At 43.8% G+C, this 22,641-nt stretch carries 17 protein-coding genes and 1 tRNA gene; 6 read left to right on the top strand and 12 right to left on the bottom strand.

The annotated features are described in order from the left end of the window. Window positions 1–35 precede the first annotated feature (35 nt). Window positions 36–242 carry a hypothetical protein gene (locus tag AAFP14_RS03625; protein ID WP_341730934.1) on the bottom strand — a complete coding sequence of 69 codons (207 nt, stop codon included), beginning with the start codon at window positions 240–242 and terminating at the stop codon, window positions 36–38. A gap of 146 nt (window positions 243–388) precedes the next feature. Here AAFP14_RS03625 and petB point away from each other — a divergent pair, with 146 nt between their 5' ends. The 3 genes from petB to AAFP14_RS03610 all read left to right on the top strand — a co-directional run bounded on the left by petB (window position 389) and on the right by AAFP14_RS03610 (window position 5,540). After that, the gene (gene petB, locus AAFP14_RS03620; RefSeq protein ID WP_340521812.1) at window positions 389–1,057 is read left to right on the top strand and encodes a cytochrome b6; all 669 of its coding nucleotides are present in this window, start codon (window positions 389–391) and stop codon (window positions 1,055–1,057) included. Between the two features lie 119 nt (window positions 1,058–1,176). Further along, window positions 1,177–1,659, top strand: coding sequence for a cytochrome b6-f complex subunit IV (gene petD / locus AAFP14_RS03615; RefSeq protein ID WP_340521813.1), 483 nt, complete (start codon window positions 1,177–1,179; stop codon window positions 1,657–1,659). A 149-nt stretch (window positions 1,660–1,808) separates the two neighbouring features. Further along, window positions 1,809–5,540 carry a DUF7149 domain-containing protein gene (locus AAFP14_RS03610; RefSeq protein ID WP_472851019.1) on the top strand — a complete coding sequence of 1,244 codons (3,732 nt, stop codon included), beginning with the start codon at window positions 1,809–1,811 and terminating at the stop codon, window positions 5,538–5,540. Window positions 5,541–5,599: 59 nt separating this feature from the next. Here the strand turns inward: AAFP14_RS03610 and AAFP14_RS03605 are convergent. From AAFP14_RS03605 to AAFP14_RS03590, 4 genes are all read right to left on the bottom strand, one after another. Continuing rightward, a tRNA-Pro gene (locus tag AAFP14_RS03605) sits at window positions 5,600–5,673 on the bottom strand. Between the two features lie 46 nt (window positions 5,674–5,719). Next, a complete protein-coding gene (locus AAFP14_RS03600) occupies window positions 5,720–6,088 on the bottom strand; it encodes a DUF1818 family protein (protein WP_341730932.1) in 369 nt (122 codons plus the stop codon). A gap of 108 nt (window positions 6,089–6,196) precedes the next feature. Next, entirely contained in the window at window positions 6,197–6,847 is a 651-nt protein-coding gene (locus AAFP14_RS03595) for a hypothetical protein (RefSeq protein WP_341730931.1), read from the bottom strand. Between the two features lie 92 nt (window positions 6,848–6,939). Beyond that, window positions 6,940–7,170 (bottom strand): DNA-directed RNA polymerase subunit omega, encoded by a 231-nt coding sequence (locus AAFP14_RS03590; RefSeq protein WP_340521819.1) that lies wholly within the window; start codon window positions 7,168–7,170, stop codon window positions 6,940–6,942. 131 nt (window positions 7,171–7,301) lie between these two features. Between AAFP14_RS03590 and AAFP14_RS03585 the strand changes: the two genes are divergently transcribed. Continuing rightward, window positions 7,302–8,507: an RNA-guided endonuclease InsQ/TnpB family protein gene (locus AAFP14_RS03585; RefSeq protein ID WP_341730930.1), complete on the top strand. Its 1,206-nt coding sequence runs from the start codon at window positions 7,302–7,304 to the stop codon at window positions 8,505–8,507. Between the two features lie 151 nt (window positions 8,508–8,658). After that, window positions 8,659–9,348 carry a GDSL-type esterase/lipase family protein gene (locus tag AAFP14_RS03580; RefSeq protein ID WP_341730929.1) on the top strand — a complete coding sequence of 230 codons (690 nt, stop codon included), beginning with the start codon at window positions 8,659–8,661 and terminating at the stop codon, window positions 9,346–9,348. A 142-nt stretch (window positions 9,349–9,490) separates the two neighbouring features. On the opposite strand, the gene AAFP14_RS03575 is transcribed toward AAFP14_RS03580, so the two are convergent. The 5 genes from AAFP14_RS03575 to AAFP14_RS03555 form a co-directional block, all read right to left on the bottom strand. Then, complete coding sequence (locus AAFP14_RS03575; protein ID WP_341730928.1) at window positions 9,491–10,969, bottom strand: amidase; 1,479 nt, start codon at window positions 10,967–10,969, stop codon at window positions 9,491–9,493. 18 nt (window positions 10,970–10,987) lie between these two features. Further along, the gene (locus AAFP14_RS03570; RefSeq protein ID WP_341731083.1) at window positions 10,988–11,161 is read right to left on the bottom strand and encodes a pentapeptide repeat-containing protein; all 174 of its coding nucleotides are present in this window, start codon (window positions 11,159–11,161) and stop codon (window positions 10,988–10,990) included. A 143-nt stretch (window positions 11,162–11,304) separates the two neighbouring features. After that, entirely contained in the window at window positions 11,305–12,906 is a 1,602-nt protein-coding gene (locus tag AAFP14_RS03565) for a GIY-YIG nuclease family protein (RefSeq protein ID WP_341730927.1), read from the bottom strand. Window positions 12,907–12,985: 79 nt separating this feature from the next. Continuing rightward, window positions 12,986–13,591 (bottom strand): pentapeptide repeat-containing protein, encoded by a 606-nt coding sequence (locus AAFP14_RS03560; RefSeq protein WP_341730926.1) that lies wholly within the window; start codon window positions 13,589–13,591, stop codon window positions 12,986–12,988. Window positions 13,592–13,650: 59 nt separating this feature from the next. After that, a complete protein-coding gene (locus tag AAFP14_RS03555) occupies window positions 13,651–14,127 on the bottom strand; it encodes a chemotaxis protein CheW (protein WP_341730925.1) in 477 nt (158 codons plus the stop codon). Between AAFP14_RS03555 and AAFP14_RS03550 the strand changes: the two genes are divergently transcribed. Further along, entirely contained in the window at window positions 14,119–14,391 is a 273-nt protein-coding gene (locus tag AAFP14_RS03550; protein WP_341730924.1) for a hypothetical protein, read from the top strand. The genes AAFP14_RS03555 and AAFP14_RS03550 overlap by 9 nt on opposite strands. Here the strand turns inward: AAFP14_RS03550 and AAFP14_RS03545 are convergent. Both AAFP14_RS03545 and AAFP14_RS03540 read right to left on the bottom strand, forming a co-directional pair. Further along, a complete protein-coding gene (locus AAFP14_RS03545; protein WP_341730923.1) occupies window positions 14,372–17,176 on the bottom strand; it encodes a hybrid sensor histidine kinase/response regulator in 2,805 nt (934 codons plus the stop codon). The genes AAFP14_RS03550 and AAFP14_RS03545 overlap by 20 nt on opposite strands. 12 nt (window positions 17,177–17,188) lie before the next feature. After that, complete coding sequence (locus tag AAFP14_RS03540; protein WP_341730922.1) at window positions 17,189–22,564, bottom strand: methyl-accepting chemotaxis protein; 5,376 nt, start codon at window positions 22,562–22,564, stop codon at window positions 17,189–17,191. Window positions 22,565–22,641: the final 77 nt, after the last annotated feature.

Here is a 22,641-nt window from a genome sequence, read left to right as displayed (position 1 = left end):
TGAGTCCGCTCACTGCATCAGATTCTACTGTGTAGCTAGGCTCGTGGCGATATGGCAGCTTGGGGCAGATATGCAGCTTGGGAAAAATGGTGTTTGAGACCCAAGCAAAAGCGATCGCTCCGTGAAATCTGCACGGCTATTATGTTACATTTTTTATCATAGTCAGGAATTCGATCGGGCAACGCCAGCAAAGGGGAGCAAGCTAGGGCTCCGTTTCCCAGCGCTAACAGCGACCGCACCATCGAGTGCCTCAGTCAGCTCCCAATTTAAAAATAGCCAAAGTCAGTTGCTAGTAAAAGCTTACTGGCGATCGCGGGGCGACAAAAATCCTTGTGGCTGCTGCCCTTAATCTCAACCACAGCAATATTCTTTTAGGAATTCTGGCTCCATGTTTTCTAAACAAATCACCGAATCAAAAACCTACCAGTGGTTTGACGAACGCCTGGAAATTCAAGCGCTCGCCGACGACATCACAACCAAGTACGTACCCCCCCACGTCAATATCTTCTACTGCTTGGGCGGCATCACTCTGGTTTGTTTCATCATCCAGTTTGCCACCGGCTTCGCCATGACGTTCTATTACCGTCCCACGGTAGCAGAAGCTTTTTCATCCGTCCAATACATCATGAATGAAGTCAGCTTTGGTTGGCTGATTCGTTCCATCCATCGCTGGTCCGCCAGCATGATGGTGCTGATGATGATTCTCCACACCTTCCGCGTTTACCTGACCGGCGGCTTCAAAAAACCCCGCGAACTCACCTGGGTTACAGGAGTAATTTTGGCAGTCATCACCGTCTCCTTCGGCGTGACGGGCTATTCCCTACCTTGGGATCAAATTGGTTACTGGGCAGTCAAAATCGTTTCCGGCGTTCCAGAAGCCATCCCCTTTGTGGGTTCTTTAATGGTTGAGTTACTCCGTGGCGGCGTCAGCGTCGGTCAAGGTACATTAAGCCGCTATTACAGCTTGCACACATTTGTGTTGCCTTGGCTGATTGCAGTATTCATGCTGGCTCACTTCTTGATGATTCGCAAGCAAGGAATCTCAGGCCCGTTGTAAGTTTTGAGTTGTAGGGGCAATATTTTTTTGCCCCTTGCTAAGTTTTGAGTTGAAAATTCAGAATTCATCGCTCATCATATTTATTTACAGCCAACAACCAAAAGGAGAACACTGTCGTTATGTCTATTCTCAAAAAACCGGATTTGAGCGATCCAGCGCTCCGCGCTAAACTCGCCAAGGGCATGGGCCACAACTATTACGGCGAACCAGCCTGGCCCAATGACTTGCTCTATGTTTTCCCTGTAGTAATCATGGGAACAATTTCTCTGTGCGTCGGTTTGGCTGTGCTTGACCCGGCTTTAGTTGGGGAACCTGCTAATCCTTTTGCTACTCCGCTAGAAATTCTGCCGGAATGGTATTTGTGGCCAGTGTTCCAACTCCTGCGCGTTTTGCCTAACAAATTGTTGGGTATTGCTTGCATGGCTGGCGTTCCCGTGGGTTTGATTTTGATTCCGTTCATCGAGGGCGTTAACAAGTTTCAAAATCCGTTCCGTCGCCCTGTGGCTACTACTGTTTTCCTATTGGGAACAGCAATCACTCTGTGGTTGGGTATTGGCGCTGTTTTCCCCATCGACAAATCTTTCACTCTTGGTCTGTTCTAAGATTTAAGCTTGGTTGATTTTGACGCCCGCAGGTTTTCTAGAAGTGCTTTTGTACTTAGGGGAAACTGTTGCGGGCGTCATTTTATTTGGTTGCTATAATTAAACATAATTAATTAATTTGATCATAATTAAATTAAATTTAAAAGCAGATGAGTCCAAATAAAATACCGCCGATAAAAGCATTAAATAAAGCATTCCTTAAGGTGAAACCCAATCGGGATGATTTTGAAAAATTTAAACACAATCTGATGAGATTAATCGACCACATCAACGAAGCAGAATCGGAGGAATTTCACAAAAATCTGGTGGCGCAGTTTTTGCGTGAGACTTATTATGGAGCCAATCATTTCATCAACACAAAAGGACGCAATGACCTAGTTATTCATAACGGAAAAGATGCCAAAAACAGCGTTGGTGTAATTCTGGAAGCTAAAAAGCCAACCAACGAAGGCGAGATGCTTAAGGTTGACAATCTGAATAGCAAAGCCTTTCAGGAATTGGTACTCTATTTTTTGCGCGATCGCATTTCTGGAAAAAACCTTGAAATCAAATATTTAGTCGCAACCAATGTTTACGAGTGGTTCATTTTTGATGCTGGTACTTTTGAAAAATCCTTTGCTCAGAATCAACAACTGGTAAAACTATTTACCGATTTTGAAGCAGGAAGACTAACGGGGAAAAAAACTGACTTTTTCTATCAAGAAATTGCGGCACCTGCTATTGAAGCAATCAAAGACGAGATTACTTTTACCCATTTCGATCTTCGAGACTACGAACAATCTTTAAGGAATACCGAAAAGCAAGATGACAATCAACTAATTCCACTATTTAAGCTGCTTTCACCAGAGCATTTATTGAAATTACCGTTTGCGAATGATAACAACAGTCTGGATAAAGCATTTTACAGCGAGTTACTCCACATCATCGGTTTGACGGAAACCAAAGCAGGCGGCAAAAAACTCATCGGGCGGAAAAAAGAAGGCCGCCATATTGGTACACTGATTGAAAATGCGATCGAGCAACTTGATAGTTTAGACAAAATCTCCCGACTCGAAAAACCAGAACAGTTTGGCGATACTTACCAAGACAGACTGTTTAATGTTGGCTTAGAATTAGTAATCACTTGGGTAAATCGCATCCTGTTCCTGAAATTATTAGAAGCGCAGTTAATTAAATATCACAATGGCGATAAATCCTTTGCATTTTTGAATTTAAGCAAAGTACAGAACTATGACGATCTAAATAGCCTTTTCTTTAGTGTTTTGGCGCGCCAACCACAGGAAAGAAGTAGTAGTATCCAAAATATTTTCGCTAAGGTTCCTTATTTAAACAGTTCATTATTTGAGCTAACCGAACTCGAACACTTAACTATTTCTATTAGCAATCTCCGGGATGAAAATCTGCCGATTTTATCATCTAGCGTCTTGAAAGATAGCAACGGGAAAAAGCGCACAGGGGAACTTAATGGCTTGGAATATTTCTTTGAATTTCTGAATGCTTACGATTTCAGCAGCGAAGGTTCATCAGAAATTAAGGAAGACAATAAACGGCTGATTAATGCTTCTGTGCTTGGGTTAATTTTTGAAAAAATCAACGGTTATAAAGATGGAGCTTTCTTTACTCCAGGCTTCATTACTATGTATATGTGCCGCGAAACAATTCGCCGAGCCGTTGTGCAGAATTTTAATGAAATTAAAGGCTGGAATTGCCAAAATATTAACGACTTGTACGACAATATTAAAGACAAGAAAGAAGCTAATCAGATTATCAATAGTCTCAAAATTTGCGATCCGGCTGTGGGATCTGGACATTTTTTAGTTTCGGCTCTTAATGAAACGATCGCGATTAAAAGTGAACTAAAGATTTTGATTGATAAACAAGGGAAAACATTAAGAGATTATCAGGTTGAGGTGGCAAATGATGAGTTAGTTGTCACCGATGATGATGGATTATTATTTGAGTATAATCCCAAAAGCCCGGAAAGTCAACGGATACAAGAAACTCTATTTCACGAAAAACAGACGATTATTGAAAATTGTTTATTTGGTGTAGATATTAACCCAAACTCTGTCAAAATATGTCGTTTGAGGTTATGGATTGAACTTTTGAAAAATGCTTATTATAAAGCCGAAAGTCATTACACGGAGTTGGAAACTCTACCAAATATTGATATCAATATCAAATGTGGTAATTCTTTGATTAGCCGTTTTGCGTTGGATGTTGATTTGCGACAAGCTTTAAGGAAAAGCAAGTGTGATATTGATAGTTACAAAAATGCTGTGCAAACTTACCGCAATGCTGAAAGTAAGGAGCAAAAACGGGAAATGGAAGGCATAATCTCATCTATTAAGGGCAATTTCCGCACAACACTTTATGGGAATGATTCAAAAAAGACTAAGTTGAGAAATCTTGAGGGTGAGCGTTATAATTTAGAGAATCAAATGTTGTTATTTCAGGAATCAACGACGGAGCAAAAGGCACGGGAAAAGAAAATCACTAAGTTAAGTAATGAGATTGATAAGTTAGAATTTGAAATTGAGGAAATAGAAAGTGGCAAAATTTACGAAAATGCTTTTGAATGGCGGTTTGAGTTTCCTGAAGTGCTGAATGATGATGGTGATTTTGTGGGTTTTGATGTGGTGATTGGGAATCCACCTTGGGGGGCCAATATAGATCCTAATCAGCTTAAACATATAAAAGCTATGAATTCTGACATTGTTGTTAGGATGGTAGATTCTTTTATGTTTTTTATTAATTTAACATTTTCCCTGAAATCAAAATTTGGTCTGGTATGTCAAATTATTCCTGATGTGATTTTATATCAAATTGACAATGAAAAGTTACGCGAAAAAATATTCAATAAATCTCAATTAGAGATAGCTTTGAATTTAGGAGATGCAATTTTTGAAGATGTCTCAAGACCTGCTTGTATCATACTCCTCACATCTAACATTAGCAATATTTCTTTGATTGGCGAATATTATGTTGGTGGCTCTGACAAGCTATCTAATATTTTACTAACAGAAATCAATACATCTTTTTTCGAGGATATTCCCAATAAAGCTATTCCTACAAAAAATATTAGTGGTTATAAAATAATTAATAAATATAAACATACCAGATTGATTGAGTTAGTAGATAATGATGAGATTCAAAGAGGAATCAGTCCTGATTTTAAAGATGCTTTTATTGTTGACGATCAAATTATTCAAAGATGTTTATTAGAAAAAGATTTTATTTTTTCTACGATTACAGGTGGTCGAGATCTCAAAAAATATCTAGTTCAAGATGTTGGCAAGAAAATTCTTTATACACAAAAAAGCGACGCTTGTCAACTTATTCCTAATATTCTCAACTATCTACAAACGTTTAAGGAGCAGATAACTTGTCAAGAGGTTGAGGAAGGTAAACATCCTTTTTGGTCTTTGCATCGACCAAGAAATAAAAAAATATTTCTTAAACAAGAAAAGATTATTGGTGTAATTACTGGAGACAGAATAATTGTGGGATTAGATGTTAATCAAATATTTCCGACAGATGGATTGTATGTAATGGCGAGTAATGGTAAATATTCAAATAAATTGCTGGTTGGTGTTTTAAACTCAAAATTATTAACTTATTTCTATAGATTGTTATCTATGGAAGTGAATAGAACCTTGGCGCAAATTAAACCAACAATTTTAAAGAATTTACCTGTTCAATTTGACAATGAAAAAATTGTAATACGAATTGAATCAATAGTCGATCAAATCCTGACAGCCAAAAAATCCGATCCCAAAGCAGACACCACAGAATTAGAAAAAGAAATAGATCGACTGGTTTATCAGTTGTATGAATTGACGGCTGAGGAAATTAAAATTGTAGAGGGAGAGACTGCATAGAAGGGTGAAAAAAACTCTAAAAACAGTAAAACCCGCTCATTGAGCGGGTTTTGTTACAATCGGAACGACAGGATTTGAACCTGCGACCCCTACTACCCCAAAGTAGTGCGCTACCAAGCTGCGCTACGTCCCGACAGCTTTAACAGCATATCATCAAATTCAGGAAAAGTCAAAAAAAATCAAAAAACTTTTAAAATTTTTGCAGCTTGGGTCAAACCCGGTATCGCAGCCGGGGGCCAAAAACCCTCACACCTCCTACCAGCACTGAGGATGAATTGCACGCTGTAAGCTTGGGGATAGCCTTCTACTTGCACCCACACTAAATCGCTTTCGGCTTCGATCGCGATTTTTTCCTCTTCCATCAACTCACTGGCCATTTGAGTCATGGTGGCGGCTAATTGGGCTAGTAGGTGGCAAAAATCGTTCAACTCAGCCTCGGTGAGTTCGATCGCCCAACCATCGCCGCCCACTAAACCCTGAAACTCGGTGCTGTTGGGGTTCCATCCCAAACGCCATCCGTCACCTGTCTTAATTACGCGATCGACCATGGAGAAATTTTTGATATCGGATGATTTAACCGCAGAGAACGCAGAGAACACAGAGGAAGAGAAGAGAGGGGCATAATTATGATTCTACCTAATCATTGAAACAAAATTTTAAGGTGCTAGTAACTTGGCGTCTCCGGGCTGGGGCTGAGGTATGGTGGGGGAGTTCGATCGCCCTTCTGGTTTTCCTCCCGTCGGTGCTTTGGGGTCTGATGAACCCAAATCCCCTGTAAAAACATCAACTAAAGCTTGAACCAAAGCATCTCGCTGACTTCTATTTAAACCTTGAATCGCAGCCCGATCGCCCTCCAAGGGATTTGAGCGCAAAACATCGTTTCCGGGATACACACTTTCGACCAAATAATCGGGAGTCACCCCCAAATAATCAGCTAAGCTCAATTTCCAATCAAAGCGATAATTGGGTGGCCGTCCTTTGACAAACACATGATATCGAATCAAGCGTGCAACTAAAGTATTATTGGGGTCTACTTTTCCAGTTTCTTTAGAAATGTAATTATTGGCGAGGGGGAAATCAGGCAATTTTTGATAGACAAATTTCCAAGCATCTTGGACTCTAATTTGTCGTGGCGAGGCTTCTTGAGCAATTTGGAGCTGAGCAATAGATGGATAATTCTGTAACGCCGATGGTTGCAAAGCCGACAAACTGAGTTGGCCCGATTCCAGTATCCAACTCAAAAGCGTGAAAATAGCCACACTCAAAGTAATTAACAAAAAACTCAAGGTCAGCTTTAATTTCTTCACGGTTTTGATAATTTATGCAAATATTAAATAATTTCAGGAAGTTTTGAGTTTGAGTCAAAATAATTGCTCGCACCTCAAAACTCTCCAAATAGCTAGATGTCTCCGATAATTTCCGGCTGTGTCAATTCGTCAGACATTTCAAATATAGCCCGCATCACTGGTTTCATTTGATGGTCGTCATTGTTGTCAAAATCTTCATAGCGACGACGTTTGGCGCGGTTCGCTACCTGCACCGTAATCCGATAACGGTTGGATGCAGCACTGATCAACTCTTCTGCCCTACGGGTTAGCTGAGTTGAATCAAAGGGTGGACGCTTAGCCATGAGACTACCTACTTATCTGATGTTAGATTCTAGTTTACCAAAGAACTGGGTCTAAAGCCCCGTCCTTGTAGGACGGATTTAATTTCATGAAAACTATGCTATAGTGTTTTATATCCATCGTAGCGACGTAAATGTTAGTATTTGAAGCTAAACTAGAAGGAAAGAGCGAGCAGTATAAACGGCTAGACGAAGCCATTCGTACTGCTCGCTTTATTCGGAATAGCTGCATCAGGTACTGGATGGACACAAAAGGTGTAGGTCGCTACGACTTAAGCGCTTATTGTGCGGTACTTGCCAAAGAATTCCCTTGGGCTGCGAAGCTCAACTCAATGGCAAGGCAAGCTTCCGCACAGAGAGCTTGGTCGGCGATTGCGCGGTTTTTTGACAACTGCAAAAAAGCAAAACTCGGAAAAAAAGGTTTTCCCCGTTTCAAAAAGCATGAAACGCACGGTTCTGTTGAATACAAGACTTGCGGATGGGTGCTTTCTGACGACAGGCGAAATATAACTTTTAGTGATGGATTTAAAGCGGGAAGTTTTAAGTTATGGGGAACTCGCGACCTTCACTTTTATCAGAATAGTCAAATCAAGCGGGTTCGCGTAGTTCGTCGAGCAGATGGATACTATGTGCAGTTCTGTATTGATGTCGAACGAAATGAAAAACGGGAACCTACGGGACGAACTATTGGTTTAGACGTAGGGTTAACGCACTTCTATACAGACTCCGATGGCAATACCATTGAGAATCCGCGTCATTTAAGAAAATCTGAACGGTCACTTAAAAAGCTTAATCGCAGACTTTCGAGAACCCAGAAAAGCTCTAAGAACAGAGATAAAGCGCGAAATCGCTTGAGTAGAAAGCACCTCAAGGTAAGCAGGCGGCGTAAAGACTTTGCTGTGAAATTAGCAAGGTGCGTAGTCCAGTCTAACGACTTGGTAGCCTATGAAGACTTGTCAGTGCGTAATATGGTCAGGAACAAAAAACTGTCCAAGTCTATATCAGATGCAGCCTGGACAGCTTTTAGGAATTGGGTTGAATATTTTGGCAAAGTATTTGGGGTGGCGACTGTTGCAGTACCACCTCACTACACCAGTCAAAATTGCTCTAATTGCGGGAAAGTGGCGAAAAAATTGTTAAGTCAAAGAACACACATTTGTCCGCATTGTGGATTTGTCTTAGACCGAGATTGGAATGCCGCTCGCAACATATTAGAACTAGGATTGCGTACCGTAGGGCATACGGGAACCTCAAACGCCTCTGGAGACATCGACAAGAGTTTGGGTGAGGAAACTCCTTCAAATAAGTCGGGTCGTAGAAAGAGGAAGCCTAAGCAGTAATGTTTAGAATCACCGTGGCTTTAGCTGGCGTGAGAATGTCAACAACAAATTCGGGTAAATCCACGGTCTCGGTGCGATCGGGTTGAAGGCGATCGGGTCTCATTGAAATATAGTGTGAATATGTCAATTATTCATTGAGTACCGTTTTGTTATGCACGCAGCGACAGCTTATTCCTTCGATCACTTGCGTCCGATAACTTCTCATCCTCTAAAATTGGTGGCGTTTGGGGACAGTTTAATCTACGGTTTTGGCGACAATGTGGGCGGGGGCTGGGTGGAACGACTGCGACGACAATGGATGTTGTCGGAGATTCCTGGGCACGTTCTTTATAATTTGGGGGTTAGGGGCGATCGCGCTTATCAAGTCGCCCAGCGGCTAGAGAATGAGTTTCGTCACCGTGGTGAGCTCAGAAATCGTGTCCCGGATGCGATGATTCTTTCGGTAGGGCTGAATGATTCGGCGAGACTACAATCTGCGATCGGGCGAAATTATACTGACTTTGAACATTTTAAAACTGTTTTAGACCACTTGTTAAATTTGTCACAACAACTTTGTCCTGTGATTTTTGTGGGGATGGTGCCGGTGGATGAAAGTAAAATGCCTTTTCAGGATTGTTTGTATTACAGTCATGCTGACCAGTATCGATATAAAGAAGCAACCAGAGTGGCTTGTGTGCAGCGGGGAATCCCTTATTTAGATATTTTTGACAAGTGGTGCGATCGGGGTAGTGATTGGTGTCGATCGCGCTTAATTTCAGATGGGATTCATCCCAATGTGGCGGGGTATGAATCTTTGTTTGAAGATGTCACAAGTTGGGAACCCCTAGCAAGTATGAGTTAGTTGTTATACAAATTTTAAAAAAGAATGCAACAGTAGTCTTGTCCCTCCCCTTTATAAAGGGGGGTAAAAGATTTTTGCACGATTTTAGAGAAATGGTATTAGTTGTTAGTTATTGAAAACTAATTGAAACTCGATCGCCAGTTCAGTAACCAGGTGGGTGTTGAAAGCCACCAACCACTTTGTCAATCGCACTTGCGAGCGCAAATAACTCCATTTCACACCACCGCTTACCAACAATTTGCATTCCAATCGGTAAACCATTCTGAGTTTTGCCAATCGGAATTACCACCGCAGGATGTCCGCTAAGATTAAATGGAATGGTGTAAGTTCCGTTTGCCACTGCATAAGGATAGGATCTGCCATCAACATCAACGGCACTCCAAGCAGGACAATGGGTAAACGCAGGGGTTGCAGCAACTGGACAAAGCCATACATCCCAAGGTTCTAAAGCCTCATCCATATAAGCAGTAAAGCGATCGCGTTCTGTAAGTGCCTCGAAATATCCTTTTAAACTTGGATTCAATAATTCTGGCAAAATGCTGGCGAAATTACCTAATTTTCGGAGTTGCTTATCGCCCTGGGTGGCGGTACGAAAAATCAACTGCAAACTGCGACGGATATTATATCGATCGACTGGTTGAGCATACGCATTCAGGTATGCTGAAACCCGTCCGTAAAGATTAAATATTTTTGTATAGTCAAAGTCTTCGGGCATCCAGGGCTCGACTCGGACACCCGCCTCAGAGAGTGTTTGGGCGATCGCATTCATAGCAGATCGAATCTCAGCAGCAACCGGAACATCGGCCCATTCATCACTCCAAGCGATTTTGAGATGTTGCAAAGGCTTCCCAGAAGGTCGATCGAGTGGAATCGGTGGGACATCGGGGCGTCGCAAATCCGCGCCGGCAATTAACGAAAAACAGAGTTGGATGTCTTCGATCGATCGGGCAAAACACCCCACTGTCATCATGTGCCGAATACACAATGGCATTCCCGGCACTTCAGGAATAAGCCCTGCTGTAGAAATACGGCGATCCGTCGGCTTTAAGCCATAAACACCACAAAAGTGAGCTGGTTGACGCACTGAACCCCCGAAATCATTGCCTAAATCCAACGGTGAAAGTCCGGCTGCGATCGCAGCAGCACTACCTCCTGAACTCCCACCAGGAGTATAGTCAAGATGCCAAGGATTATTGACCCGTGGAAACAGAGAATTTGTGCTTTGATAATCTGCTGCTAGTTCCGCCATATTGGTTTTGCCCATGATGACAGCGCCTGCGGCCCGCAATCTCGCCACAGCCGTTGCATCCTCTTGGGGGAAGTAATTTTTGAGGGGAATATAGCCTGCTGTGGTCAGGATTCCGGCTGTTTCTATGACGTCTTTAATCGTGATCGGAACTCCATGTAAAGCACCCCAATTTTCTCCTTTGGCTAGGGCTTCATCGGCAAGTTTTGCTCTAGTACGAGCCTTATCTTCATCCAGGGTACAAATGGCATTTAATTTCGAGTTGTGTAGGGCGATTTGAGTTAGGTAAGTATCGAGAACTTCGACAGCAGAGACTTTGCGATCGCGAATCATTCGCGCTAGCTGATGGGCAGAGGTAAAGGTCAGGCTACTCATAAATAACAAAATTTAATATCATTGATTTTTCCGGCCATCGGGCATGATTGTGCCTCCCATACTGGCTCGGTCGAGACTAGCACCATCCATGTTAGCATTGCGGAGATTCGTATTAGAAAGATTGGCATCTCTCAAATCAGCAAAGCGCAAGTCAGCACCATCTAAATTAGCGTCAGTAGTAGGGTGCGTCAGCTACCATTATTTTCGATCCAAACCAACTTTCTCACAACTGACGCACCACACAACAAACGGTGCGTGAGAATCATCGTTTCTGTGTCGCTTCCTCATCTCAAACCTGATGCACTCCATACCACAACTCTTTCTTCTGCAAACAGCTATGTGCGTATAGACTCCTGTGTGAATGAGAACTTCAGCTTAGGTATTCCGCTTGCCTGTAAGAGACTTGCGATCGCCTCTATACTTGCATTGTACGACATATTATCTTTAGAACCAAACGGAATATCTGCTTTCCATTTCCCATTTAAGGTGACAGTGACTATCGCAGGTGCTATAAATCTTCTAGGCGATACATACGCCTTGCTTATATACCCTTCTTCTTCGTTGAGCTTTACTTTAGCAAAATCAGATAGATAGGTTTCTAGCAGTAACCAAAATACTCTATCTACTGTGGCCTGCAAATAAACTTCTTTGTAACGTTCACGCAGAGAGATTTGACTCGTCATCCCTTTTGCACCATATATTGTATTGTTCATCCGAATAACTTCAGAATTAACAATTTTGTCTCCTATAGGCTCTTTGAGCTTACCAAAGAATGGCTTAATAAAGATATTCATTCTTTTATATGTACTGCTGTCTATGTAATTATCATCCTTTGGTAGTTGCTCTAGATACCTATTTACCTCATAACGATTCAAGTCAATACCACGTTCTGTTAATAATGCCGCGAGATATTGTTTTTTCTGGACAATGTTTGCTAACCTTACAAGTAAACCTGTATTAATGTCGCGGAGATTTCTTGTATCTATTGGTAATACTTGCAGTTTACTTAAATCGATATCTTCATCAAAAAGCAATTTAACCAAATCTTGTTTATAAGGATATATTCGTTCTATAGCCTTGCGGGAAAGTTGATCGTATGGATAATCTTGGTTATCATTAGCCAATGATATCCCTGCAATCCCAAGCAAACACTTATTTTTTAGGATGGCTAAAGAAGCGTCATCAACAGTCCTAATCTCTACTTTGGCTACTTGAGTCAAATCGTAGCCTTGAATGTATTCTAATGCTTCTTTGTCGATTGCATATAGTTCTATAGCGAAGCCATTAACCAACAATCTTCTCACAGCTAATTCATAAATTGGTTTACCTTTATAAGTATAAGCAAATTCCCAATTATTATAATAATTACTGCGCTTTCTAAAAATCGTTCTCAGGAAACGCATTTCTGAGTTCCAGTTGTAGCCTAATTCACTTATATTTATGCAAATGTGTATTACAATCAGAGGCAAAACAGCCTTTTTAACCCTCCAATTTTGTTGCCAATTAATAGAATCTTCGATGAATTTAATGTCTTCTTTTCGGGGGGATTCCACACCTAATACAAAACAGTAAGGGGCCAGACTAAATAACGTTTCCCGTAATAATGTCTCTGTGGGGCGTAATTTCTTAGCCTTGACTTGAGTTCCATTTAACTGCGGGCTGTAAATTTCAATCCGCTGCTGTTCGATAAGATCGAGTAGCGATTCAGGTAATAATTCATAGTAGATAGTAAACTGCTTTTTTCGTTGCTTTTGTAGTTGATCTAGTCTGTGGTGGCTGTCACCTGTCCACCGGCTACGCAGATTCTGTGCTTTTCCGATGTACCAAATTATGGATTTTTCATCTACAACGTAATATATTCCCGATTCTTCCGGTAGTAGCGTTCTACTTTTCAAGCTTATATGAGGTAGTTGCAGGATATGTTCGTCTTCGCTCATATTTTTTTCTGTAGTTTGTGCGATATATGTCTAGATATAATATTCCCATGTACGCGATCTAATGTCAAATGATTAAATATCATTGATTTTTCCGGCCATCGGGCATAGTTGTGCCTCCCATACTGGCTCGATCCAAACTAGCACCATCCATGTTAGCATTGCGGAGATTCGTATTAGAAAGATTGGCATCTCTCAAATCAGCAAAGCGCAAGTCAGCACCATCTAAATTAGTATTTGTCAAGTTAGCTTTCCTGAGATTAGTATTGCTGATTCTGGCTCCTATTAAAACTGAGCCACTTAAATCAGTTCGTGCTAGGTTAGTGTTGACAAAATCTGCTATCTCGAAAGTACCTCCGCTGAGGTTGGCGTCTGATAAATCTGCTCCGGTAACGATCGGGTTTTTTAAAGTAAGGTTAACTAATTTTATACCTCGGAGGTCGCAGCGGATGCAGCTTTTAGTTAGCAGCAGGGTTTCGACGTTGGCGTTGATTTGCTCAATTTCCTGTTGGGACACCTTTTCGGCAAATTCGGGGGAGACGTAGCCGAGGCTTTTGGGGTCGTCTTTTTTGGGTGATTGGAGGGGTTTTGGTTGGCCGATCGCACTTAGCCCCAGTCCCACCTGGGGACACTCTGGAATTGCTGCCAACATCAGTAGGGCGATCGACAATATTGTAATTTTTTTCATTGTATTTTTTTTCATATATCGTTGACAAAATACCATTTATATTCTATGTTATAACTGAGCTAAATAGAGATCAATAAATCCAAATTTAAATAAAAGACTTCGGAACCATCCGGTGCGCTAATTAACTTTTCTACAGCCCCCGGTAGTTGCTGTTGGCGGTACAATAGGGGAATTTCGCAAAAAGCTGCTTCGGAAATTTCTAAAATCTTCGGCATATCAGGAATGGGGATTCCCAAGCGCTCGCCTTGATTGAAAGTGCAAACAATTAGGTAGTTGCAGTCAGCCATACTTTTAGTGGAATTAAATATTCTCGATAAATCAATTAGGGTAATTAGTTCTTCCTGATGCCTGACTAAACTATTACCACTATCTAAAAAACCGTAGGGATTAAAGTCTTTGACAACGCGCTGTACTCGTTCAATCGGAACAGCATAATAAACGCTGCCTAGACCAAAGGAAACTAATTTGCGAGCCGGGGTTCTGGCATTTGTTTGTTTCTGGTTGCGGAAGCGGCGATTGTAGTTGGCGTGAGTCATAGGAGAAGGAAGAAGGAAGAAGGAAGAAGGAAGAAGGAAGAAGGAAGAAGGAAGAAGGAAGAAGGAAGAAGGAAGAAGGAAGAAGGAAGAAGGAAGAAGGAAGAAGGAAGAAGGAAGAAGGAAGAAGGAAGAAGAACCCCCCCTACCCCCCCCAAGGGGGGAAGGAATCAGGGGGAAGGAATCAGGGGGAAGGAAGAAAATGCTGTTCTTTCTTCGCGCTCTTTGTGTCTTCGCGGTTCGTTAATCATATTGTTTGATGTTTGATTAGTTTGGGGATGGCTTCTAAAAGTTGGGCTTCGCTGTAAGGTTTGGTGAAGTATTGATTTGCGCCTAGTTCCATTGCCATTTGGCGGTGTTTTTCACCGCTGCGGGAGGTGAGCATGGCTACGGGAATTTTAGCAAACCGTTGGGTCGATCGCAGCGATCGCAAAAATTCAAATCCATCCATCCGGGGCATTTCAATATCCACAATCGCTAAACTGCAATCGAGACCGTTTTGTAACTTTTCCAGGGCGTCCAAGCCGTCCTTGGCCTGCACTACTCGATAGCGAGCTCTAGTCAGCATCAATGACAGCAATTGCCGAATTGTATAGGAATCGTCTACCACTAAAATTTGCGGTGCATGACTCGAAGTTGGTGCTAAATGTGGTACTTTACCAGACACAGGGGCGATCGAACTATTGGTTGAAGGTTGACCCACCAAATCATCCACATCCAAAATAGTCACCACTCGCCCGTCTCCTAAAATTGTACTCCCCAAAACCCCACGAGGCTTAGACAGAGGCGATGGTAAGGGTTTTACCACAATTTCCTGCTGACCGATGAGCCGTTCTACGGCCACCGCCAGCATTCCTTCGCTAGAAGCTAAAACTAGCACCGGAATGTGGTCTTGGGTCAAAGGGTCAGGAGAGGGGGCATCGGGGCCTAAAACGCTATATTCGAGCAAGTCTTGGAGTCGCACTAAACGAATAAATTCCTCCCGCCACCACAGCATGGGCTGATTGCCGGCGGTGTGCACTTCGGAGGCTTTGATGTGGAGAATTTCCTCGACAGCATCGAGGGGTACTGCTATTTTATTGCGATCGGTCTTCACCATCAAGGCATCAGTAATCGACAGTAACAGTGGCAGTTTGATGATAAAACTCGTGCCTTTTCCCAGGCGAGAATCCACCTTTACAGTGCCTCGAACCGTCCGCAAATTCGCCCGTACCACGTCGAGGCCAACTCCCCGCCCTGAAAGGTCGCTCACTTCTTCGACTGTGCTGAAACCAGGCCAAAATAGAAAATCGTAGAGTTCCGCAATCGAAAAATCTTGGGCTTGTTCCTCTGTCGCCAAACCCTTTTTCACAATTTTGTGGCGAATGATTTCCGGGTCAATACCTTTACCATCATCGGCGACAGTGATAATAGTTTGACCTCCTTGGTGTCGCGCTTCTATTTCAATTTGACCGCTGGCGGGCTTGCCCATTTGCTGCCGAATTTCTGGCATTTCGATGCCGTGGTCAAAAGCATTTCTGACTAGATGTACCAAGGGGTCGCGCAAAGCATCTAGCAAACTTTCGTCAATTTTAGTATCGCGTCCCAACAGCAGTAAATTGACATCTTTATCATAGGTGAGACACATATCCCTGAGTGCTCGTGGCAAATGATCGACGGCGCGACTGAAACTGACGACTCGCAACTGCATGACGCGACTGCGTAGTTGTTCGGTGATGCGGCGCAGTTGGTCGATACTGCGCTCGAATCTCATGGATAAGGAGTCTAATTTGGTGGCAGATTGAGCAATTGCTTCGGTGGTTTCGATCACTTCAGAGGCTGTAGAGTGGAACTCTGTGTATTGATCCATTTCTAAGACATCAAAGTGAGAATGGGGTCTAGAGGATTTGCCGTTAGTAATGGTGGGAATTTCTGGGTTGAGTTCTGCAAATTTTCCGATTCCTAGGTTGTCATGGGCACTTTTCCAGTCTCCAAAGCTCATCCTGTCATATTCTTCTCGCAACTGACCGCCGAATTGGTTTAAATCGATAATACTGCGACGGATGCGCTTGACTTCGCTGCGGAGTTCGGATTCTTGAAGTTCTAAGTTGGTACGGTTGATGACTAATTCCCCGACTAGATTGACTAATTCTGTCAAGCGTTCTAAGTCTACTCGGATTGTGGGGCGCTGGGGGTTGGGGACTGAGGATTTTGTAGGGGCGGTGGATGGTGCGTGGGTGTCCTTGGTTTTGGGTTCTGGTTGGCTTTCTTCCTGAGTGGCGGGGGAGATTTTGGGGGGGTCGATCGCCTTTCCTGCTAATATTTGCTGACGTGCGGTTTGTAGGTTTTGGGCGATGGCCCAACCCTGGGATTGCAACTGTTCTAGTGTTAAATCCTTGGAGTCGATTAAATCTCTGAGGGGTTCGGCAACTTTCCCAAAGTCTGGCAATTGCAACATTCCAGCTAAACCGGAGAGTTGGTAATAAACCTGGTTGAGTGCGGTGACGCTGGTTGCTAAATCAGCCTCTGAAGCTTGGGAAAGTTCGGTTTCTAGGCGATTTAAGACTGGGGGTAATTCGTGTTCAAAAATCAATTTCAGGGTTTCTGGGGCGGGGGATTTGCTCATTACCGGAACTGCCGGTGGTTCTGGCTTGCCGTATTGACGCTCGAATTGAAGTTGAATTTGGGCGATTATCTCCAAGTTTTCTGTTTGATCCAGACTGCTGACATCGGAGTGGTGAATTGATTCGGTAGTAATTTTTTTGAGAGCATCCACACCTTGTAGCAATAGAGTTACTGTTGTCTGTTCTAGGGTTGACAAGTCTGTGCGATCGCGAAAAATGACAAAACAGTCCTCCAGAGCGTGAGCTGCGACAGATACGTTGTTAAACCCCAACATCGAACCAGCACCTTTGATGGAGTGAGCCGCTCGAAACATTTCTTTTACTGCGGCTTCTCGTTGTTTTAAATCACCAGATTCCATCCCCAATAAGTTGCTCTCCATTGATTGCAGAAACTCTTGGGTTTCAGCGATAAAAGCATCTATTAATTCATTTAAGTCGTTATCATTCATACTATCAACTGACTAACTTCTAAAATTCGCGACTGATTTTTGCAATTTAGCAACAGAACCAGACAGATCGTCCAAAGATGCTTTAACATCGGAACCTTTTTGAGCTGTTGTATTCGCAATCTCATTCACTTGCTGCATACTGTTAGAAATTTCCTCAGCCGAAATTGTTTGTTTGGCTGAGGCACGAGTAATATTTTGCACCAAAGCATTCATTTCGCGGCTAACTTCGATGATGGCGTTGAGGTGAGTTTTAGCTTCGCTGGCGAGTTTAGTACCTTCGACTACTTCCAGTGTCCCTGATTCCATTGCCTTCATGACACGACTGATTTCTTCTTGAATTGTGCCGACAATTTCGGAGATTTCTTCCGTAGCACCGGCGGATCTTTCTGCTAATTTTCGCACTTCTTCGGCTACAACTGCAAAACCTAAACCTTGTTCCCCCGCCCGCGCGGCTTCAATGGTAGCATTCAGGGCTAGCAAATTAGTTTGGGAAGCAAGTTGAGAAATAGATGTCACAATTTTGCCGATTTGTTGGGAAGACTCACCTAAACGTTTCATCATTTTTGAGGTTGAGGCGATTGTCAGTCGGAGTTCGTTAATGCCTTCTACAGCTCTATCGACCGCCATACCGCCGGCTTCAGCGGTGTGAGAAGACTGTTGGGCGACTGTTTCGGCGCGCACCGAAACATCTCGCACGTCACGGATTGAATTGACAATGCGATCGATTTCTTGCATGATGGCAGATATTTTGGCTGCTTGAACTTCTGCTTGTTGCGTCAGTTGGCTGGTATTACTAATTGACTCATCGGTGGCTGATGTTACCTGTTCTGCTAATGTTTGAATTCCTGTTACTACTTTTCGCAGGGAACCGATCAGGAAGTTGAAGGAGTCGGCGACAGCACCTAAAACATCGTTATTAACTTCTGCTCTGACAGTCAAATCGCCTTGAGCCGCGCCTTTAATTTCTCCTAACAATTTGAGGACTTGCTGGGTCAGTGAATCAGCTTCGGCTTTGCGTTCTGCTGCTAATTTTTCTAGTCCTTCTTGTGCTTTTTTGCGTTCATTGATGTCAAAGCGGATGGCAATATATTTAATAATTTTGCCGTTGGTGTCAAAGATGGGGGCGATGGTGGAATCTACCCAATAAAACGAGCCGTCTTTGCGCCGATTTTTAATTTCACCCTTCCATACCAAGCCGCGAGAAATCGTCAGCCACATTTCTTGAAAAAATGATTTGGGATGATAGCCGGAGTTGACGATGCGATGGTCGCGGTTGAGGAGTTCTCCCATACTGTAACCAGATATTTGAGTGAATCTTTCGTTGACGTAGGTGATGATGCCTTTGAGGTCTGTTTCGCTGACGATGGCGGATTCATCGAGGGCATTTTGTCGCGTTTTGAGTTCTTGCAGTAAGCGTTCTTGTGACTCTGCTAACTGCTGCATTCGCTTGGTAGATGCTTTTTCTTCAGTGATGTTGCGACAGACAACTACGCCACCTTGGATCGCCCCTGTTTCGTCTTTGATCGGCCTGCCGTTAATTTTTACCCACACACCATCTGGCTTGCCGGCGTGTCTGGTGAAAACCTCTGCGTCGTCAACTATTTCTCCTCGAATGGCTCGCGTTAAAGGTATGTCGGCGGTGGGATAGGGAGTGACTCCATCGCTCAAAAATAAACCGTATTTTGCCGACCACTCGTCGGGCAGTGTGTCTGTTGAACCCAAGCCAAAGATATTTTCGGCGGCCGGGTTGAACAGGAAAAAATTGCCTTTTGTGTCGGCTGCAACTACGCCTTCACCAATGCTATCAATTAGCAGTTGCAAGAGGTTTTTTTGCTGTCTAAATTCGGATTCGGAACGGGCTAACTGGGCGGTTGTTTCTTGTAATTGACTAATGGCGTGTTTGCTGTCGGTAATGTCGCGAGCCACTGCATACATGATCTTTTCTTGGTGTAAAGGTCGTGATTTCCACGACAGCCACTTGTAGGAACCGTCTTTGCAGCGGTAGCGATTTTCAAACGCGATTGTTTCGACTCCCTGAGCTATTTTGTTAGCTTCGGATACGGTTTGGTCGCGATCGTCTGGATGAACAAAATTGAGAAAAGGTTGTTCTTGTAGTTCTTCTAAAGTGTAGCCGAGGGTTGTTGCCCAGGCGGGATTGACGCGCTTGAATTTGCCTTCAAAATCGGCGATGCACAGCAAGTCTAGGGAAAGGGTGAAAAACCGATCGCGCTCTTGTTCTGCTTGTTTGCGATCGGTAATTTCGACTGCTACTCCGCCGACACCGATCGGCTTACCGTTTTCTCCTGGCAAAGGAAAGTAAGAGGCTAGCCAATATCGCAGTACGCCCGGTTGACTGAGGGTTGTGCCGGAAACTTCTATGTTTAAAAACGGTTCGTTGGTGGCAAGAATGTGCTGCAACATGGGCTCTAGGGTGGGAACCATTTCGGGTACAACTTCCCTCACCGTGTTCCCTAGGTGTTCGGCAATTGAAGGCCCGGTGGTTTCGGCCAATTTTTCATTTACTTGCACGAACCGCAGTTGGTCATCGAAGATAAACATGGCGGCTGGGGCTGCGGCGAAAAATGCGTCAAAGCGGGCTTGACGCAAGGCGAGTTCTCGTTCTAGGTTCTTGCGATCGGTAACTTCCAAAATGAAAGCCCCAATCCCGATCGGCTTGCCATCTTCTCCCGGTAGCGGAAAGTAAGATGAGAGCCAATCCCGCATCACATCTCGCTGTGCGGTAGTTGGATTGGAGTGTTCCATGTTTAAAATGGCTTGGTTGCTACTCAAAACCTGCTGGTACAGAGGGAAGGTGGTCGATGCCATTGCTGGTTCAACTTCCCATAAGGTTTTGCCAATGTATGCTGAAACTGGCTGGCCGCCGAGTTCGGATAGTTTTTCGTTGAACTGCACGAAGCGGAGTTGTTCGTCGGTGATAAACATTCCCGCTGGTGCAGCGGCGAAAAAGGCGTCAAAGCGGGCTTGACGCAAGGTTAGTTCTCGTTCTAGGGCAATGCGATCGCTGATGTCGCGGCCTTCGGGAATCAGCAACACGACTTTGCCAGTATCGTCGGCGATCGGTTTGATGGAGAAGTCAATGGTGGCCACTGCACCGCCAGCCACCAGTACGTCAACTTCGTAGCGGACTAGCTCGCCGGCGGCGGCCCTGGCTATCGCCTCGCGCACCTGTTGTTTGGTTTCTGGGGAAATCTGCCACCACTGGTTTTCCCAAAATGGGGTGCCTACTACGTCTTCGAGTCGGAACCCGCCGGCGGCGAGGGCTGTTTGGTTGGCTTCCAAAACAGTACCATCAGGATCTAGCAGCCCCACGAATTGGAATGACTGGTCAAAAATGGCTCGGAACAGTCTTTCCCGATCGCGCAACATCTCTTCTGCCCGCTTGCGATCGCTAATGTCGCGGGTAACTGTCGCTAAACCGACTGGTTCGCCTGTTTCTGGGTCTTTGACGGTAAACAGGGTAAAGTCAATGGGAATGTTTTCGCCGGTTTGAAAGTTTCTCAACCGGAATTCTCCCTGCCACAAGCCATCTCGCATCGTAGCAGGCAGAATCTCTTCCCTGAGTATATTAGTGTCTTCTGGTGTGAAAAAGTCAAACATGGTTTTGCTTTTGACTTGTTCCATGTTTTGAAGTTCAACTAGCTTCATTCCAGCGGGATTCAAGTATATTGCCTGCCCATCTATCGCTGCTACGCCGATAAAATCGGAGCTGCTTTCTACGATCGAAATCAATCTTTTATTTTCGATTTCGGCAAGCTTGCGCTCTGTAATGTCGTTGTTGGTTTCTAAAATTGCTTTGGGGTTTCCCTGTTCGTCTCGCTGCAAAGTCCAGCGGCTGAATACGGTAATTTGGGTGTTGTGATTGGTAGTATGAATCAGTTCTCCTTCCCAATAATCCTGCTGTTCTAGCTGTGCGGAAATAGATGCTAAAGGTTGTTTGGGAAAGATAGTGTGAAACAGGTTGTGAGTGACTTTTCCCAAGGCTTCTTCCTTGGTCCAGCCGTAGAGGCGCGATGCTCCTTGATTCCAGTAGTTAATTGTGCCATCTAGCTCTCGAATAATCAAAGCATCGCTGGCAAGGTCGAGCATTTGCAAGTTTTGTCGCAAGGTTTGTTCTGTGCGCTTGCGATTACTAATGTTGCGGGCGATGGTTGACAAAAATTCCACTTCTCCATTTTCAGATTTGTGAGCAATAATTACTTGAGAAACTGGTATTTCTTGGCCTTCTAAAGTCTGCCAAATTGTCTCACCACTCCACACTCCGTCTCGGCAAGCGGAGGGTATGCCGACTTTCATAATAGTGTCGATACTTTTGGGTGATGTCAGGGCGGAAATACTGACTCCGGCTAAATCCGAGTCTACGCCAACGTGTAAAATTTCTCTGGCGGCGCGGTTGAGATAAAGACTGTGCCCTTCGCTGTCTGCCATGCCTACCCAGTCTGTGGTTGCTTCTAAAATTGATTTGAGCCGCAATAGCTGTTGTTCTACTGCGGCGCGATCGCTAATTTCTTGTTGCAATTGTGCATTGGTTTGGGAAATCTGTTCGGTTCTTTCGTGCACTCGCTGCTCTAGTTCTGCGGTTAGCTGCTGAAATTGAGCTTCGGTTTGTTTGCTTTGGGTAATATCGCGACCTTCGGCGAGAATTTGAAATACTTCTCCAGCTTCATTTAATAGGGGTTTCAATGACAGGTCAATTACTGTCACTTGGTTATTGATGCCGGTGATTTCGTATTCTTCTCGGACAAATTTGCCTGCGGATACTTGTTTGATGTGAGTTTTTAGTTGTTGCTGGTTTGTTGGGGATGATGCCCACCAAGGTGTATGCCAAAATTTTTTTCCCAGCAAGTCTGATGGTTCGTAATCACCAAATTCTAGGGCTGTTTGATTGGCTTCGATCAGAGTACCGTCTGGTTGCAATAGCGTTATTAATTGAAAAGCTTGCTCGAAGATGGCTTGAAATCGCTGAGTAGTTTCACTAAGGGCTTGTTCTGTGTCTTTTTTAGATTGCAGAATTTGGGTGGAACCTACTAATAAGCTGTAGCGGTTGGAGAGGCTTAAAAAGGCGATCGCCGGCATTACAGTAATCCAATCGCACACCGTTTGCCAAACTGGGGAGTGTGGCAATCCTAAGTGTTCTGCTGCGTGGCCACTATGCCCGAAGGCACAACTCCAAAATATAAGTCCTGTGACTGTGGCGAAGGTGTCGAAGCCGAATTTGCGGTTTCGCCACAAACCTAAAGTAATCAGTGAGGCGATCGCAAAGTAACACAAAGAAATGATACTATTGGCTACCCCAAGCAGCAAGGGCGGGGAGATATCTGGTAAGGTTAAGGTAAAAGTTGTTGCCACAAAGTCATAGATAAGTTGCATAAGTTAGTTGTTATTGGTTATTTGTTAGTGGTTATTTGTTAGTGGTTATTTGTTAGTGGTTAGTGATTATTTGCAAT

The sequence above is a fragment of the Microcoleus sp. EPA2 genome (assembly GCA_020882975.1).
Taxonomy (GTDB): Bacteria; Cyanobacteriota; Cyanobacteriia; order Cyanobacteriales; family Microcoleaceae; genus Microcoleus.
The sequence above is the reverse complement of the archived record's forward strand: the minus strand, read 5'-3'. Positions and strand labels throughout refer to the sequence as shown.